General features: G+C 54.6%; 17 protein-coding genes. 15 read left to right on the plus strand and 2 right to left on the minus strand.

Annotated elements, in window-relative coordinates; translation table 11 throughout:
- The first annotated feature begins 62 nt into the window (after positions 1-62).
- Positions 63-1484, plus strand: a complete 1422-nt coding sequence (cls, locus tag ACW17M_RS06005; RefSeq protein WP_138801036.1) for a cardiolipin synthase — start codon at positions 63-65, stop codon at positions 1482-1484.
- Between the two features lie 62 nt (positions 1485-1546).
- A complete protein-coding gene (locus ACW17M_RS06010) occupies positions 1547-2464 on the plus strand; it encodes a LysR substrate-binding domain-containing protein (protein WP_009286686.1) in 918 nt (305 codons plus the stop codon).
- A 13-nt stretch (positions 2465-2477) separates the two neighbouring features.
- Here the strand turns inward: ACW17M_RS06010 and ACW17M_RS06015 are convergent, their stop codons facing one another.
- A complete protein-coding gene (locus ACW17M_RS06015) occupies positions 2478-3572 on the minus strand; it encodes a bifunctional nicotinamide-nucleotide adenylyltransferase/Nudix hydroxylase (protein ID WP_022523496.1) in 1095 nt (364 codons plus the stop codon).
- Positions 3573-3715: 143 nt separating this feature from the next.
- Here ACW17M_RS06015 and ACW17M_RS06020 point away from each other — a divergent pair, with 143 nt between their 5' ends.
- Both ACW17M_RS06020 and ACW17M_RS06025 read left to right on the plus strand, forming a co-directional pair.
- Positions 3716-4615 (plus strand): YihY/virulence factor BrkB family protein, encoded by a 900-nt coding sequence (locus ACW17M_RS06020; protein ID WP_027959413.1) that lies wholly within the window; start codon positions 3716-3718, stop codon positions 4613-4615.
- A gap of 36 nt (positions 4616-4651) precedes the next feature.
- A complete protein-coding gene (locus tag ACW17M_RS06025) occupies positions 4652-4927 on the plus strand; it encodes an acylphosphatase (RefSeq protein WP_027959414.1) in 276 nt (91 codons plus the stop codon).
- Positions 4928-4961: 34 nt separating this feature from the next.
- Here the strand turns inward: ACW17M_RS06025 and ACW17M_RS06030 are convergent, their stop codons facing one another.
- Entirely contained in the window at positions 4962-5903 is a 942-nt protein-coding gene (locus tag ACW17M_RS06030) for a D-2-hydroxyacid dehydrogenase (protein ID WP_159176782.1), read from the minus strand.
- A gap of 282 nt (positions 5904-6185) precedes the next feature.
- Here ACW17M_RS06030 and ACW17M_RS06035 point away from each other — a divergent pair, with 282 nt between their 5' ends.
- The 11 genes from ACW17M_RS06035 (at position 6186) to pal (ending at position 15502) form a co-directional block, all read left to right on the plus strand.
- Positions 6186-6485, plus strand: coding sequence for an FmdB family zinc ribbon protein (locus ACW17M_RS06035; protein WP_027959416.1), 300 nt, complete (start codon positions 6186-6188; stop codon positions 6483-6485).
- A 65-nt stretch (positions 6486-6550) separates the two neighbouring features.
- The gene (aspS, locus tag ACW17M_RS06040) at positions 6551-8332 is read left to right on the plus strand and encodes an aspartate--tRNA ligase (protein WP_022523491.1); all 1782 of its coding nucleotides are present in this window, start codon (positions 6551-6553) and stop codon (positions 8330-8332) included.
- 79 nt (positions 8333-8411) lie between these two features.
- Positions 8412-8975 (plus strand): crossover junction endodeoxyribonuclease RuvC, encoded by a 564-nt coding sequence (ruvC, locus tag ACW17M_RS06045; protein WP_027959417.1) that lies wholly within the window; start codon positions 8412-8414, stop codon positions 8973-8975.
- Between the two features lie 105 nt (positions 8976-9080).
- Positions 9081-9689: a Holliday junction branch migration protein RuvA gene (gene ruvA, locus ACW17M_RS06050; protein ID WP_009286690.1), complete on the plus strand. Its 609-nt coding sequence runs from the start codon at positions 9081-9083 to the stop codon at positions 9687-9689.
- Positions 9690-9775: 86 nt separating this feature from the next.
- Entirely contained in the window at positions 9776-10813 is a 1038-nt protein-coding gene (ruvB, locus tag ACW17M_RS06055; protein ID WP_457547047.1) for a Holliday junction branch migration DNA helicase RuvB, read from the plus strand.
- Positions 10810-11223 (plus strand): tol-pal system-associated acyl-CoA thioesterase, encoded by a 414-nt coding sequence (gene ybgC, locus ACW17M_RS06060; RefSeq protein WP_457547048.1) that lies wholly within the window; start codon positions 10810-10812, stop codon positions 11221-11223. The genes ruvB and ybgC overlap by 4 nt, the downstream gene beginning before the upstream one ends.
- 58 nt (positions 11224-11281) lie before the next feature.
- Complete coding sequence (gene tolQ, locus ACW17M_RS06065; RefSeq protein WP_007114222.1) at positions 11282-11977, plus strand: protein TolQ; 696 nt, start codon at positions 11282-11284, stop codon at positions 11975-11977.
- 11 nt (positions 11978-11988) lie between these two features.
- The gene (tolR, locus tag ACW17M_RS06070; protein WP_022523488.1) at positions 11989-12426 is read left to right on the plus strand and encodes a protein TolR; all 438 of its coding nucleotides are present in this window, start codon (positions 11989-11991) and stop codon (positions 12424-12426) included.
- 16 nt (positions 12427-12442) lie between these two features.
- Complete coding sequence (gene tolA, locus ACW17M_RS06075) at positions 12443-13630, plus strand: cell envelope integrity protein TolA (RefSeq protein WP_457547049.1); 1188 nt, start codon at positions 12443-12445, stop codon at positions 13628-13630.
- Positions 13630-14922 carry a Tol-Pal system beta propeller repeat protein TolB gene (gene tolB, locus ACW17M_RS06080; protein ID WP_035537371.1) on the plus strand — a complete coding sequence of 431 codons (1293 nt, stop codon included), beginning with the start codon at positions 13630-13632 and terminating at the stop codon, positions 14920-14922. Before tolA ends, tolB begins: the two co-directional genes overlap by 1 nt.
- Before the next feature lie 40 nt (positions 14923-14962).
- Complete coding sequence (pal, locus tag ACW17M_RS06085; protein ID WP_009286695.1) at positions 14963-15502, plus strand: peptidoglycan-associated lipoprotein Pal; 540 nt, start codon at positions 14963-14965, stop codon at positions 15500-15502.
- Positions 15503-15582: the final 80 nt, after the last annotated feature.

Raw genomic sequence — 15582 nt, forward strand, 5'->3', positions numbered from 1 at the left:
GCATAAGGGCCTCGCTGACGGCGAGGCCTTGTTCTATGTGAGGGCTTTATAAGGACGTGACTATGACCTCCTGGTTGCTAGGGACCAGCATCTTACTGATACACCTGCTTGGCATCGTTTCAGCCATTATGGCGCTGATGTCTAGTCGCACCTCTCAGGGGGCCGTGGCATGGATCATCTCGCTGCTGACGTTCCCTTATGTCGCGCTTCCAGCGTACTGGTTTTTCGGGCGTCCAAGGTTTTATGGCTATGTGTCTGCCCGCGGCCAGCGGGACACCGTGCTACGCCGGGTTCTAGTGCACTACCGGGCTAACGTTCAACCCTACGTTGCGCCCTCTACCAACGCCGATATTCAGGCGGTCGAGCAGCTTGCCATGATGCCGTTAACCCATGGCAATCAAGCGACACTGCTCATTGACGGGCCAGCAACGTTTGAAAGCCTGTTCGATGGTATTGACCGGGCGGAAAAATATGTTTTGGTGCAGTTCTTCATTGTTCGCGACGACGCTCTCGGGCAACGTTTGAAGCACCATTTACAGTGTGCTGCCCGGCGCGGCGTGCGGGTCTATTTTCTTTATGATGAAGTGGGTAGCCGCAAGTTAGCCGATAGCTACCTCAATGATTTAATCAGCGATGGGGTGGCCGTGAGTGCCTTTCGCTCATCGCGAGGCTTTAAGCACCGTTTTCAGCTTAACTTTCGCAACCATCGCAAAATAACGGTAATAGACGGCAAGGAGGGCTGGATAGGGGGCTTTAATATTGGGGTCGAATATCTCGGCGAGAACCCACGGCACGGGCCTTGGCGTGATACCCATCTCAAGCTTGCAGGACCCAGCGTACTGGGCTTGCAGGAGGCATTTTGGGAGGATTGGCACTGGGCGACGGATGAAGTGATTAGCCTGAACTGGATGGCCGACACGTCATCCTCTGCCACCGACCATCATGTGGTGATCGTGCCTTCTGGGCCCGCCGACCGTCAGGACACCGCCAGCCTGCTCGTCCAGCAGGTCATTCATAGTGCCAAGCAGCGCCTGTGGGTGACCAGCCCCTATTTCGTCCCTGACCAGGGAGTTCAGGATGCGCTCCGGCTTGCAGCGATGCGCGGCGTCGACGTTCGGGTAATGATTCCAGAGCGCCCCGATCACTTGCTGGTTTTTCTCTCTGCATTCTCATTTCTACCCGATATGTTAAGGGCAGGTGTTAAAATATACCGTTATCTCCCTGGTTTTTTACATCAAAAAGTCATGCTGGTAGACAACGAAGCAGCCACGGTAGGGACAGTCAATTTGGATAATCGCTCGTTTAGGTTAAATTTTGAGATTACCGCGTTTATTCCAAGTCGTGATTTTGCTACCTGCGTCGAGGCGATGCTGGAAAAAGACTTTGCTCACTGTCGGCGTGTCACCATCGATGAAATTAACCAGCGCCCGGTATGGATGAAAGTCGTTTCGCGGGCGGCCTATTTAATGGCCCCGGTTCAATAGATACGTCAGCCTAAAAGGAAAATCGAGATGCTCAAACGCAGGGTGAGACAAGGAGTCATGGGGTGAATCTTGAAACAAAATGGCTGGAAGATTTTGTAGCGCTAGCCAATACGCGCAGCTTCTCTGCGTCAGCACGCCAGCGACACGTGACCCAGCCGGCCTTTAGTCGCCGTATTCGCGCGTTGGAGCAGGCCGTTGATGTCACCTTGGTAGATCGTTCAACTACCCCCGTCGGGTTAACGCCCGAAGGGCAGCTGTTTTTGGTTACTGCGCGCAATCTGGTCGAACAGTTAAACGAATCGCTTAGCCATTTGCGCGGTCTCTCTATCGCCAATGAGGCGCTGGATATTGTCGCGGCGCACTCCCTGGCGTTGAGTTTTTATCCGCCTTGGATCTCTCGCCTGCAGCAGGGTTTGGGCGAGTTGCCGACCCGCTTGGTGGCCATGAATGTGGGCGAGGCAATACATGTGCTGCGAGAGGGCAACTGTGATCTGATGCTCGCCTACTATGACCCTTTTGCGACGATGCAACTGGACGCTGAAGTATTCCCCTCTTTCTCAATTGGTAAGGTCAATATGCTGCCCGTTTCGTTACCCGACGAGCATGGGAAAGCAAAGTTTTCACTCCAGCACGACACCTCCATTCCCTATCTTTCGTACACCCAGGGGGCCTTTTTAGGGCGCAGTGTGCGCATGCTGCTGAAAAATGACCCGCTGCGTATGAAGCTGCGTACGGTATATGAAACGGCCATGGCTGAAGGCCTGAAGGGAATGGTATTACAAGGCGTTGGCGTCGCATGGATCCCCGACTTTTGTATTCGTGAAGAGCTGAAAAGTGGCCGTTTGGTGAGGGCAGGCGACCCTAGCTGGGATATCCCCCTGGAAATCCGCTTATATCGCTGCTCGATGGTGCATAAGCCCGGCGTAGAGCGTTTATGGCGGCAGATGATGAAGCTGCCGCGGGATTTCCTACAAGCCTAGGGCCTGTTGACGTTTAGCTACTGCCAAAATCTGCGGGTAGCCCTAAAAAGTTCTGAATGATGAAGAAGTGATCTTCAAACAGGCTGTCGGGCTCGAGATCTGCAAGTGCTACCCAGCGCGCATGATCACCGCCTTTAACGGGCTTTAGGCGTGGCAGCTGCTGATCGGGGCGTAGCGCAAAATAGAAAGCTTCCGCCAAGGTGCGCCCGCGCCAGCTGCGGTGGGGTTCATCAAACAGGCGTTGCCCACGCAGCGAGCCTTTGAGTACAGGCTCAGGAACCTTTAAGCGAATGCGTTCGCGAAGTTCACGCAAGCAAGCATCCAGCAGCCGTTCATGGGGGTTAATAAACCCTCCCGGCAGGGCATAAAGGCCTTTGCCCGGTGCCGCCGTGCGTCGTACCAGCAGCACATGGCCTGACTGCACGACCACTGCGTTGACCGTGACAAAAATAGGCGGGTAGGGCGCGTGAGCCCAGGCCTGACGGTACTGATCCAACAACTGCTGCTCTTCGATCAGGCGCTGATAGGCGCCCTCATTGCAAAAGTGTTTGACGCTCTCCACCACCCCTGGCGGTAAATCGTGGTAAGCGCCGGTACTCAGGTAGTCATTCGTTGAGCTCGGCGAGCGAAACAGTCGCTCACGTATTTGGCTGGCTGAAATCCCCTCCACCGACGGCACGCTGACAGACTCCCACTGAGGAAACAGTGAAAGGTAGTAGCTTGACTGGCCGCGGCTGGCTCCGATCAAGCCAATACGTGGTAGGCGAGCATTGGCAGGTGCAGCTAAATCGCGCACTTTGCGCTGCACATCGCGCACCCAAACATCGTCGTTATAGAGGGCGTCGAGTAGCGGGGTGATCTCCAAGCGTTGATTATCGGCGTCGTCAAATCCCGCGCGAAGCATGGCTTGTCGTTCGTCGAATCGCCAGGGGTTACGCAGTGAGCGAGCCTGCCAAGAAGAGCCTACCAACACAATGACCTGCCGTGCGCGTTTGAGCGCTTCACGAATGACCGCGAGATGCCCCAGATGTGGCGGCTGAAAACGGCCAATAAACACCAAACAGTCGAAATCGCAGGCAGTCGCAGAGCGCGAAGTATCAGTGGCCATCCAAGCTTCCTTTTTCGTTTGGTGAACTCAGAGATGCAACCTACCAGAAAACTGCGCTAAACGCTGTGGTTAGGTATGCTAGAAAAATAGGATGTTGATAACGCTTATAAAAAGCCCCGTTACCCAGAGCACAGGGAGTGAATATGATTAAACGCGCCGCTATCTTTTGGTGGAAAGTAGTCCAAGACGCCACGTCACTATGGTTGGAGCGTAATGCCTTTAGCTACGCAGGTTCGCTAGCGTTCTATACACTTTTCTCATTGGCGCCTACCATTATTATCGCTGTCACAGTTATCGGTGTCGTGATGGGAGAAGAGGCGGCTCAGGGACAAATTGTAGCGCAACTGCAAGGTACCTTAGGGGTTGACGCAGCTGTCGCTATTCAAGACGCCGTCGCTCAATCCAGGATTGAGGAGTCGGGTATCCTGCCAACGCTATTGGGCGTAGGAGCCCTGGTGATTGGTGCAACAACCGTTTTCGCCCAGATGCAATTTTCGCTCAATACCATTTGGGGCGTAACGGCAAAGCCCACTTCTAATAGCGCTTTACGCTTTCTTAAAAGTCGATTGCTATCGTTAACAGTGGTGCTCTCCATCGGATTCATACTGATGGTATCGCTGGTATTAGGTGTCGTTTTGCGCGGTATGCTCCAGGCCGCCGATAATTTGGTGCCTTATGCCAGCTTGCTGACAACGTCAGTTGAGTCGCTGGTCTCGCTGGCTGTTGTTACCTTACTATTTGCCACCATTTTTAAAGTACTTCCCGACGTTGTGTTGCGCTGGCAAGATGTGTTGATTGGTGCTGTCGTCACTGCCGTACTGTTTACTATTGGGCGCAGTGTAATCGCGATTTACCTGGCGTATACGGCTACAGCATCTACCTATGGTGCCGCCGGGTCGGTGGTCATGATTTTGCTCTGGGTCTACTACAGTTCACTAATATTGCTGTTTGGGGCGGCGTTCACCCGCTCACTGCTGTTACGCCGTGGCCGCCCGCTGATTCCGCGCAACAGCGCAGTGATTGTCAAACGCGAGTTTGTTTAACACTCCGTTAAGAAGCGCCAAGGTAAGGAGATAAGTATGAGTGATTGCTGTGTACGTGCCCTTGTGACCGGTAAGGTGCAGGGTGTCTGGTATCGCCGTGCCACCCAAGAGAAAGCTCTTCAGCACAGTATCACCGGCTATGCCAAAAACTTGCCCGATGGCCGGGTTGAAGTGTTGATGTGTGGTCACTCCGACGCAGTCAAGCTGCTAAGCGAATGGCTATGGCAGGGCTCAGAAGGTGCACAAGTTACCCATGTAGAGCTCGAGGTGCTGGATAACTGCCGCGCCCCGAGCCACTTTGCCACCCAGTAAAGCCTATTGGGAGCCTCTAATGAGAGGCAGGTCTCTATTGGGCACCTTTCCATTCAAGGATATTGTTAGCTGTCAGGCTAACAATATTCTGGCGCGCTTCTGGTGTAATCCAGGCGTTGTGAGGCGTGACAATTAAGTTTAGCGGCTCGCTGAGTGCATCCAGCAGTGGGTGCCCATCTCTGGGTGGTTCAGCGGGCAGTACATCAACGCCTAATCCACCCAGCTTGCCGCTACGCAGCGCCTCTAACGCTGCCACTTCATCGATAACCCCGCCGCGGGCGCAGTTGACCAGTAGCAGTGAGTTCTTGGCGCGCGTTAAGCGCTCCCGATTGATCAAGTGCTTGGTGGCCTCGCTCAACGGGCAGTGCAGGCTGATAACATCGGCATCGGGAAGCAGGTCGTCCAGGGCAGGGCGCTTATCATTAGCTTCGTTGCCGGGGCGGGCGGCGAAGGTGACTTGCATGCCAAAGGCTTCCGCCAAGCGTGCTACTTCGGTACCTAACTCGCCTTGTCCGACCATCACTAGCTGTTTACCTGCCAGTTGGAGCGTTGGGTAATCCTGCAAACAGAAGAAGGCGCTACGCTGCCACTCGCCTGCGGCGACATCGCGCTGATATTGGGGAAGACGATTGGCTAACGCGAGCATGAGCATCAAAGTGTGTTGGGAAACGCTGGCAGTGCCGTAAGCCGCGACGTTTTTAACTTCAATGTTGTGTTCTTTTGCGCTTTCAAGATCGATATTATTGAGACCTGTCGCCAATACGCATATTAGCCGCAGTTTTGGCAGTTGCTGCAGCGTTTCGGCGTCCAGCACTACCTTGTTCACGATCGCTACATCGGCGTTAGCAAGGCGTTCCCGCGCTTGTTGCGTGGTACTCTGCTCAAACACCTCAAGGTTTGAAACCGTCTCTTTAATGGCGGCCAAATTGATCTCGGGGCCGAGACTTTGCGCATCCAGTATCACCGCATGGGGCATTTTCTTCTCTCCATTAACCGCAGGGGGCTGTATAACCTTGCTCGTCAGGGGGCACAAAAGGGTATAATGGCGGCGCTTTATCAACCGCAGCCTTGGAATTTACCCCGACTGGCCACATATTGCAGCCTGGCAGCGTTTGTGTTCGCCATTGTTCTTTCTTTTCAGAACGAGTCTTTTAGATAGAACTGGATTTGTCAGAGCTGTTTCCTTAGAGCTGAGTCGTTAGAATCAGTTCTGTCAGAACTAAGCTTGTCAGGGTTGAGCTTATTAGGAGTCATTAAGATGCCCATCTATGAATATGAGTGCAAGGCCTGCGGCCATCGCATGGAAAAATTGCAGAAAATTAGCGCCGATCCTCTCAAGGATTGCCCTGCATGCCAAAGTGATGGCTTGGAACGGCTTGTCTCGGCAGCGGGATTCCGTTTGGCCGGCGGCGGTTGGTACGAAACTGATTTCAAAACGGGTAGCAAAAAGAACCTGGCCGCTGATGGCAAAACTGCCTCTGCAGATGCCGGTAAATCAAGCGATTCCAGCGCTACCGCTAAGAGCGTTACTCCCAAAGACAAGGGCGCCGCGGCATAGCCGCGGCAGTCAGGGTCGGGACGCCCGCGACACACTCATTGCCACGTAACAGAACAGGATTTGACATGCGCAGCCATTATTGCGGCCAGCTAAACGAAACTTTGGTGGATCAAACGGTTACGGTATGCGGATGGGTTCATCGCCGCCGTGACCACGGTGGGGTAATTTTCCTCGATATGCGCGATCGCGACGGCATCGCACAGTTCGTGGTCGACCCTGATACCGCCGAGGCATTCGCTAATGCCGACCGTGCCCGCAGTGAATTTGTCCTGCGTATCACTGGTCGCGTTCGGCTGCGCCCAGAAGGCACCCAAAACGCCAACATGCCGACGGGTATGATTGAAGTGTTGGCAAAAGACGTTGAAGTGCTCAATACCGCCGTTACCCCGCCATTCCAGCTGGATGAGCATGGCAAGGTCGGCGAAGAAGTGCGCTTAAAGCATCGCTATATCGATCTGCGTCGCCCGGATATGATCGAGAAGCTGCGTCTGCGCTCGCGTATTTCTCATAACGTGCGCGCGTACCTCGAAAACCAAGGCTTCCTGGATATCGAAACGCCGGTACTCACCCGCGCTACGCCAGAGGGTGCTCGTGATTACCTGGTGCCTAGCCGTACCCACGCGGGTAGTTTCTTTGCACTGCCTCAGTCGCCGCAACTGTTTAAGCAGCTGTTGATGGTGGCGGGTTTTGACCGCTACTACCAAATTGCCAAGTGCTTCCGCGATGAAGACCTGCGCGCCGACCGTCAGCCTGAGTTCACTCAGATTGATATCGAGGCGTCGTTTGTGGAAGAGAACGACATCATGGGCATTACCGAAGCCATGATTCGTCAGCTTTTCCAGGACGTGCTAAAAGCCGAACTCCCTGAGTTCCCGCGCATGACCTGGCAGGAAGCGATGGACCGCTTCGGTTCCGATAAGCCGGATCTGCGTATCCCGCTGGAACTGACCGATGTCGACGACCTGATGCAGCAAGTCGATTTCAAAGTCTTCTCTGGCCCCGCCAGCGCGGATGATGGCCGCGTAGCGGCGCTGAAAGTACCCGGCGGCGCCAAGCTATCGCGCAAAGAGATCGACGAATATACCAAGTTTGTCGGCATCTACGGCGCCAAAGGCTTGGCGTGGATCAAGGTCAACGAGCGCGCCAAAGGGCTTGAAGGTCTGCAGTCTCCGATCGTCAAGTTTATGGAAAACATCGTTGAAGAGCTGCTCGACCGCGTGGGCGCAGAAGATGGTGACATCATCTTCTTCGGTGCCGATAAAGCCCGTATCGTTAACGAAGCCATTGGCGCGCTGCGCGTCAAGCTCGGTGCTGATCTGGAACTCTATACTCAAGAGTGGGCGCCACTGTGGGTAGTCGACTTCCCAATGTTTGAAGCCGACGACAGTGGTCGCCTGAGCCCGCTGCACCACCCCTTTACCGCGCCTTCCTGCACACCGGAAGAGCTCAAGGCAGACCCCGCCAATGCGCTTTCACGCGCTTACGATATGGTGCTCAACGGTACCGAATTGGGCGGCGGCTCTATTCGTATCCACGATCAGACCATGCAGAGCACGGTGTTTGAGATTCTAGGCATCGGTGAAGAAGAAGCCCAAGAGAAATTTGGCTTCCTGCTGGATGCACTTCAGTATGGTGCACCGCCTCATGGTGGCTTAGCCTTTGGCTTGGATCGCTTGGTCATGCTGATGGTCGGTGCCAAAACTATTCGTGAAGTCATCGCCTTCCCGAAAACCCAAAGCGCTGCCTGTTTGATGACCAATGCACCGGGCGAAGTCAGCCCCGAGCAGCTGAAAGATTTGAACATCCGCCTACGTCAGAAAGTCAAAGCGGAACCCGCCGCCGAATAAATCGGTTTGGATGGCTGCTCAACACCGACGCCACGGCGTCGGTGTTTTTGTATGTTCTAGTCACACGAGTATCGACGCCATGGAAGAGCAAAAGCCCGTCGTACCCATTCGCATTTTGGGCATAGACCCTGGCTCCCGGGTAACCGGTTACGGGGTGATCGACATTATTGGCGTTAAACCCTGCTACGTAGCGAGTGGCTGTATCCGCACGGCAGAAGGGGCCTTGGAGCAGCGCTTGGCGCAAATTTACGCCGGTCTTAGCGAAGTCGTCGGCCTGCATCGACCCTCCCAGGTGGCCATTGAGCGGGTATTTATGGCCAAAAATCCCGATTCAGCGCTGAAGCTTGGCCAGGCTCGGGGGGCGGCAATGGTGTGTATGGCCAATCATGGCTTGAGCCTTGCCGAGTACGCCGCGCGGCAGATCAAGCAGGCGGTGACCGGCCAGGGCGGCGCGGACAAAGAGCAGGTGCAGCATATGGTGACCGCCATTCTGCAGCTCTCCGCTACTCCCCAGGCCGATGCCGCCGACGCGTTAGCCATTGCGTTAACCCATGCTTATAACGGCTCTGTGTTTAGCAGCCATGGCTTGCCCGCTGCGCCATCTCGGGGCCGCCGTCGCTCAACTGGACGCTGGCGGCTTTAATTCCCGCTGTACCGCTGGCTGAACTACTGGTCACCTGTACAGAGTCGCTTTATAGTAATCACCTGTTTTTCACTCTATTTTTTTCATTCCGGTGCGAGCGTATTTATGATTGGACGTCTGAGTGGTCAGCTAGTGGCAAAGCAACCTCCCTGGATTGTGATCGACGTTCATGGCGTAGGTTACGAACTGGAAACCTCAATGAATACGCTGGTCGCACTTCCTGCGATTAACGAGAGCGTCTCATTATTCACCCATTTAACCATTCGTGATGATGCCCACTTACTCTATGGCTTCGGCCGTGAGCATGAACGTGCTCTGTTCCGCGCCTTGATCAAGGTCAATGGCGTAGGGCCCAAGCTTGCACTCGCCATCCTGTCGGGTATGGACGAAGACGCCTTTATGCGCTGCGTCCGTGATGACGACAGCAAAGCGCTGACAACCCTGCCAGGAGTGGGTAAGAAAACCGCAGAGCGGCTGATTATTGAAATGCGCGACCGTTTTCCCGAGTGGGAAGATGGCAGCGACGCGCTACTGCCCCTTGAAGCCACCAATGGCCGTGCTTCTACCCGCGATAGTCTTGCCGATGCGGAAGCCGCGTTAGTTAGCTTGGGGTATAAACTGACTGAGGCGTCGAAAATGCTCGCCGATATCGACCCCAATCAGTCTACCGAAGCGCTGATTAAAGCCGCGCTCACCCAGCGCATGGGTGGCTAAGCAGGCAGCGGTGTGAGTACGAAATTGTGGGTAGTGGATAGACCTTTGTGAATAGACCTTTTGAATCGCCATAAAGAAGAGCACCTATGTTAGAACACGATCGGCTGATCGCCGCTGAGCCTGAACAGGGGGAGGGGCGCATTGATTACGCGATTCGCCCCAAGCGGCTGGATGACTATATTGGCCAGCCGCGTGTGCGTGAACAACTGGAAATCTTTATCGGCGCCGCGCGGCTGCGTGAAGAGAGCCTGGATCACACTCTGGTATTTGGCCCCCCAGGGTTAGGTAAAACGACCCTTGCGCATATTATTGCCACCGAGATGGGCGTCGGTATAAAGTCGACTTCCGGGCCGGTACTCGAGCGGGCAGGCGATCTAGCCGCCATGCTGACTAATTTAGAGCCTGGCGATGTACTTTTTATCGATGAAATTCATCGCCTGTCACCGGTGGTCGAAGAAGTGCTCTACCCGGCCATGGAAGATTTTCAGCTCGATATTATGATTGGCGAAGGGCCTGCGGCACGTTCGATTAAACTGGATCTTCCCCGCTTCACCCTGGTGGGCGCCACGACCCGGGCAGGATTATTGACCTCCCCGCTGCGTGACCGATTTGGTATCGTGCAGCGGCTTGAATTTTATAACCTGGAAGAGCTAACAGAAATTGTCTCGCGTTCAGCGCGCTTGTTAGGCGTTGAAACCAGCCATGATGGCGCCATTGAAGTGGCCAGGCGTTCAAGGGGCACGCCGCGAATTGCCAACCGACTGCTACGCCGGGTGCGGGATTACGCCGAAATGAAAGGTAACGGCGTCGTCGATGTCGCCATGGCTGATGCGGCTCTCAATATGCTTAATGTGGATCACCACGGCTTGGATCATATGGATCGGCGGCTACTGCTGGCCATGATCGATAAATTTGACGGTGGGCCGGTGGGTATTGACTCACTCGCCGCGGCGATCAGTGAAGAACGTGACACGATCGAAGACGTTATTGAGCCCTATCTTATTCAGCAGGGCTTGATGATGCGCACTCCCCGCGGCCGGGTGGCCACCCGCCAGGCGTGGCTGCACTTTGAGCGCGTGCCCCACGAACAGGCAACCGATATGGAAGGAGAGCGCCGTCCGTGAGTAGCTGCACAAGAGAAGGTTATCGACTGCCGCTGCGCGTTTATATGGAAGATACTGACGCAGGCGGCATTGTCTACTACGTTAACTACTTGAAGTTTATGGAGCGTACGCGTAGTGAATGGCTCCGCCAGTTGGGCCTGAATCAGCAAACGCTGCTAGACGAAGGTACACAGCTAGTGGTATACCGCTTGGCCTGTCACTACGCGAAACCGGCTTACTTGGATGACGCGTTGGAAATTAGTGCTCACGTTACCAACGTTGGGCGCTGTCGGATGACATTTGAACAGCAGGTTTGGCGTAATGAGGAACTCCTATGCTCTGCCACAGTCGAGATAGCCTGCTTGAGCACCGAACGTTTACGGCCAAAAGCATGGCCAGCATCGCTTAAAGTTTTGACCCAGGCCTCTTAACCAAGAGGTCACTCACTGCGTCGGCAATCCCGACCCTAATAGATTGATGAGGGCACCTGTGAACGATAACACCATGTCCATTCCCCATTTGATAATGAATGCCAGTACTGTAGTGCAACTGGTAATGCTGCTGCTACTGGTGGGGTCGATCCTCTCTTGGGTAGTGATTTTTCAGCGCAGTATTGCGCTGGGCCGCGCCAAGAAAGAGTACAACCAATTTGAGGAGTCTTTTTGGTCAGGTGTCGACTTAAACGAACTCTATCGTGAGATTCCCGCCGATGACCCGCGCCACGGCGCCGAGCATATTTTTCAAGCTGGTTTTCGTGAATTTAACCGTTTGATGCCTAAAACCCGTGACCCGGATACCGTGCTGGAAGGCGTTCAGCGTAGCATGCGCGTAGCGTGGTCTCGGGAAGAGGATCGCTTAACCCAGCATTTAGTGTTTCTTGCCACGGTAGCCTCAGCTAGCCCCTATATCGGCTTGTTCGGCACTGTATGGGGCATCATGGGGTCGTTTCAGGCACTATCACTGACTCAGCAAGCGACCCTTGCTACAGTGGCTCCCTGGATTGCTGAAGCGCTCATTGCCACAGCCATGGGTCTATTTGCGGCGATTCCAGCGGTGATTTTCTATAACCGCCTATCCAACTCGTCTTCTCGCCTGCTGGGCAAATATGAAGACTTTGCCGAAGAGTTTCACGCTATCCTGCACCGCAATTTGCAAGGTCGTGACGGCAAACCGAGCGCCAGCTAAGGGAGAGAGCCATGCAAGGACCATTCAATCGTAGCGGCAAAAGCAAGCCAATGGCGGAGATTAACGTCGTCCCTTTCATTGACATCATGCTGGTACTGCTGGTGGTCTTTATGATCACCGCGCCCATGTTGACCCAGGGCGTACAAGTTGAGTTGCCGCAAGTCACCTCTCAGCCCATTGATATCCAGGAGGATAATGATCCGATCATTATCTCGGTTGATAGCGACGGTGGGTACTTCATCACGCTTGGGGAAGACTCCACGTCGGTGTCGCTGGATGAGATGTCCTCACGAGTGACAACGATTATAGAGCGTCGCCCAGGCACACCGGTAATGGTACGCGGCGACCGTAATGTGGCCTACGGTCAGATTGTCGTCTTGATGAGCACTCTGCAAGGCGCGGGCGTGGCTAATGTGGGGCTGCTATCTGAGCCGTCAAAAGATGGGTAAGGGCAAGGCGCAGCACATGGCACTGAAATCCCCGCGCGATCCTCAAGACGTCGGCTATAAGTGGCCGACTGTTCTGGCGATAGGTGTGCACGTAGCAATTGTAGCGTTTAGCTTGATCAGCCTGCCTAATCGAGACGCAGAACCTGACAGCTCCTCGATCGTACAGGCAACGCTGGTAAGCACCGAAACCTTTACCGACCAGGCGCAGCAAGCAACGGAAGAGCAGGCGGCGATGAATGCGCCTGCTGAAGCCCCCACCGAGCCTGATGCACCGGAAGAGCCTTCAGTTAGTGAGGAGCCTTCAGCCAGTGAAGAGCAGGCCGCAGCCGAGCAGCAAGCCGCCGAAGAGGCCGCCCAGCAGGCGGCGGAAGCGGAAGCACAAGCGTTAGAAGAGGCGCGTGCGGCCGCTGAAGCTGAGGCTCAGCGCAGAGCTGAAGAAGCGGCTGAGCAGGCCGAACAGCAGGCTGCTGAAGCGGCTGAACGTGAAGCCGAAGCGGAAGCTGCCGCAAAGCGCCAGCGTGAAGTGGAAGAGGCACAACGCCAGCAGGAAGCCGCCGAGCAGCAGCAACGCGAAGAGGCAGAAGCAGAACGCCAGCGCGAAGCCGAAGAACAGCAGCGCCGTGAAGCGGAAGAAGCCGAGCGTCAGCGCGAAGCTGAAGAGCAGCAGCGCCGTGAAGCGGAGGAGGCTGAACGCCAACGCGAAGCTGAAGAACAGCGATTGCGTGAGCAAGAGGAGGCTCAGCGAGAGCGAGAGGCCGAAGCACAGCGTCAGCGTGAAGCTGAAGAGCAGCAGCGTCGTGAAGCAGAAGCTGAGCGCCAACGCCAAGCCGCAGAAGCTGCCGAGGCGGCTATGCAGCGCCAACTGGACGGTGAGGCCGAAGCAGCTGCCAATGCCCAGCAGGCTGAGCAGGCTGCAAATAATTTCAGCAACATAATGAAACGAGCTATTGAACAAGCCTGGATAATTCCTGGTGGATCAAGTGATAGTATGCGGGCTTCTGTCAATGTGCGTCTGGGGCCTTCGGGGGAGGTATTATTAGTAAACGTAACATCATCGAGTGGCGATAGTGCCTTTGATCAATCCATTATTCAGGCGGTTGAGCAAGCGGCACCGTTTTCTGAGCTACTACAATTATCAGAAGATCAACAGCGTGAAATCCGACGCAATATCACTTTGAACTTTTCCCCAGGGGGAGTCCGTTGATGCAAACTCAAGTGTTAAAGAAATTTTGGTTATTGTGCTTGCTGTTCACTTTTAGCAGTGTGGCAAGTGCTAACTTAACCATTGAGATCACGCGGGGCAGCGATCAAGCGCTGCCGATTGGTGTCGTGCCGTTTGCCGGTTCAGACGGCCTGCCCGAAGATGTAGCACAGATTGTTCAAGATGACCTTGAACGCAGTGGCTATTTTGCCCCCTTGGCGCGCAGCGCTATGTTTGAGCAGCCTAGCCAATCTGACGATGTGCAGTTCGGTACCTGGCGTTCGCTGGACGTGCGCTATCTGGTCGTCGGCCAGGCAGAACAAACTGACGGTGGCTTTGAACTACAGTTTGAACTGATGGATATCAGTGGTCAGCGTCGAATGATCGGTGAAACCGTGACAGTGAGGGGTAATGACCTGCGCGGTGCAGCACACTATATCAGCGATCAAATTTTTGAAGAGATTACTGATATCCGCGGCGCGTTCTCCACCAAAATTGCTTATGTCACGGCCCAAGGTATCGGTGACGATATGCAGTTTGGTCTGTACGTTGCAGACGCCGATGGCCGCCGTAGTGAGCAGGTATTGACCTCTGATGAACCGATCATGTCACCGGCGTGGTCGCCCGACGGCACCAAGCTCGCCTATGTCTCCTTTGAGACTGAGCGTCCGGCGATCTATATCCAGGATGTGGCGACGGGCCAGCGCGTGCAGGCGACCTCCTTCGATGGCATTAACGGCGCGCCAGCATGGTCACCGGATGGGCGGCGTATCGCCATGTCACTGTCTAAAGATGGCCAGCCTGAAATTTACATTATGGATGTTGCCAACCGTTCAGTAGAACGCATTACCAATAACAACAGTATTGATACGGAGCCCGCTTGGGCGCCGGATGGACGCAGCCTGTTGTTTACCTCTGATCGTAGCGGTGGCCCCCAGCTCTATCAATATACACTGGGTGGCGGAGAGGCCCAGCGCCTGACATTTACCGGTAATTATAATGCGCGTGGCCGCTTCTCGCCGGATGGCGAGCAAATATTCTTGATCCATCGCTCTAGCCGTGGTTATCAAGTAGCAAGGCAAGACCTAAGCGGTGACCGCTTAGTGGTATTGAGTGAATCAACAAGAGATGAATCTCCTAGTGTTGCGCCGAACGGGACCATGGTAATCTTCGCTACCCAGCAGGGTAACAGTGGGGTACTAAGTGCTGTTTCTGCCGATGGTCGCTCTTCATTCAGGCTGCCGTCAGCACAAGGCGATGTTCGTGATCCAGCTTGGTCACCCTTCTTAAATTGATTAACATCAAAATTTCAGTTTTCAGGCAAGGAGTCTGATTATGCAACTTAAACCGTTGGCTCGCTCATTAGCAGCAGCGCTATCTATCGTGGTAATCGCTGGCTGTTCCAGCACCGGCGGAACCCAAGACGGTGACTCGTACGGTAGCCAGGATGGCAGCACGACTGGGTCTAGCACCTCGGGTACAGGCACGGGTAGTCAGTATGGTTCCACCTCTGGTTCAGGCGCTGGTCAGCAGGCTGATTCGCGCATCCCAGAAGTACGCACCATCTATTTCGATTACGACCGCGATACAATTAAGAGCGAGTACGAATCCGTGGTAATGGCTCATGCGCGCTATCTGCGTGCTAACCCGAACGCTCAAGTGGTACTCCACGGGCATACTGATGAACGCGGTACCCGTGAATACAACATGGCGCTAGGGGAGCGTCGTGCGAATGCGGTAGAACGCTTCTTGAATATTCAGGGCGTCTCTCCTTCACAAATGAGCGTGGTTAGCTATGGTGAAGAGCGTCCGGCTGTCAATGGCCAAGACGAGAGTGCTTACGCTCAGAACCGCCGTGTTGTATTTAACTACTGAGCATTTAACGATTGAATGCTTAACCACTGATGAATTCGGCGTGCGGCTTATCGCACGCCGTTTACGTCTACGGAGTCATC

This window comes from Vreelandella sp. 2A-K22 (assembly GCF_054065485.1).

What these genes read in the sequence shown, in the direction of transcription:
- ACW17M_RS06025 (WP_027959414.1), top strand. Translation starts at nt 4,652, where the DNA reads ATGAGTGATTGCTGTGTACGTGCCCTTGTGACCGGTAAGGTGCAGGGT.
- tolR (WP_022523488.1), top strand. Translation starts at nt 11,989, where the DNA reads ATGCAAGGACCATTCAATCGTAGCGGCAAAAGCAAGCCAATGGCGGAG.
- aspS (WP_022523491.1), top strand. Translation starts at nt 6,551, where the DNA reads ATGCGCAGCCATTATTGCGGCCAGCTAAACGAAACTTTGGTGGATCAA.
- pal (WP_009286695.1), top strand. Translation starts at nt 14,963, where the DNA reads ATGCAACTTAAACCGTTGGCTCGCTCATTAGCAGCAGCGCTATCTATC.
- ruvC (WP_027959417.1), top strand. Translation starts at nt 8,412, where the DNA reads ATGGAAGAGCAAAAGCCCGTCGTACCCATTCGCATTTTGGGCATAGAC.
- ACW17M_RS06020 (WP_027959413.1), top strand. Translation starts at nt 3,716, where the DNA reads ATGATTAAACGCGCCGCTATCTTTTGGTGGAAAGTAGTCCAAGACGCC.
- ruvB (WP_457547047.1), top strand. Translation starts at nt 9,776, where the DNA reads ATGTTAGAACACGATCGGCTGATCGCCGCTGAGCCTGAACAGGGGGAG.
- ACW17M_RS06035 (WP_027959416.1), top strand. Translation starts at nt 6,186, where the DNA reads ATGCCCATCTATGAATATGAGTGCAAGGCCTGCGGCCATCGCATGGAA.
- ACW17M_RS06030 (WP_159176782.1), bottom strand. Translation starts at nt 5,903, where the DNA reads ATGCCCCATGCGGTGATACTGGATGCGCAAAGTCTCGGCCCCGAGATC.
- ACW17M_RS06015 (WP_022523496.1), bottom strand. Translation starts at nt 3,572, where the DNA reads ATGGCCACTGATACTTCGCGCTCTGCGACTGCCTGCGATTTCGACTGT.
- tolA (WP_457547049.1), top strand. Translation starts at nt 12,443, where the DNA reads ATGGCACTGAAATCCCCGCGCGATCCTCAAGACGTCGGCTATAAGTGG.
- cls (WP_138801036.1), top strand. Translation starts at nt 63, where the DNA reads ATGACCTCCTGGTTGCTAGGGACCAGCATCTTACTGATACACCTGCTT.
- ruvA (WP_009286690.1), top strand. Translation starts at nt 9,081, where the DNA reads ATGATTGGACGTCTGAGTGGTCAGCTAGTGGCAAAGCAACCTCCCTGG.
- tolB (WP_035537371.1), top strand. Translation starts at nt 13,630, where the DNA reads ATGCAAACTCAAGTGTTAAAGAAATTTTGGTTATTGTGCTTGCTGTTC.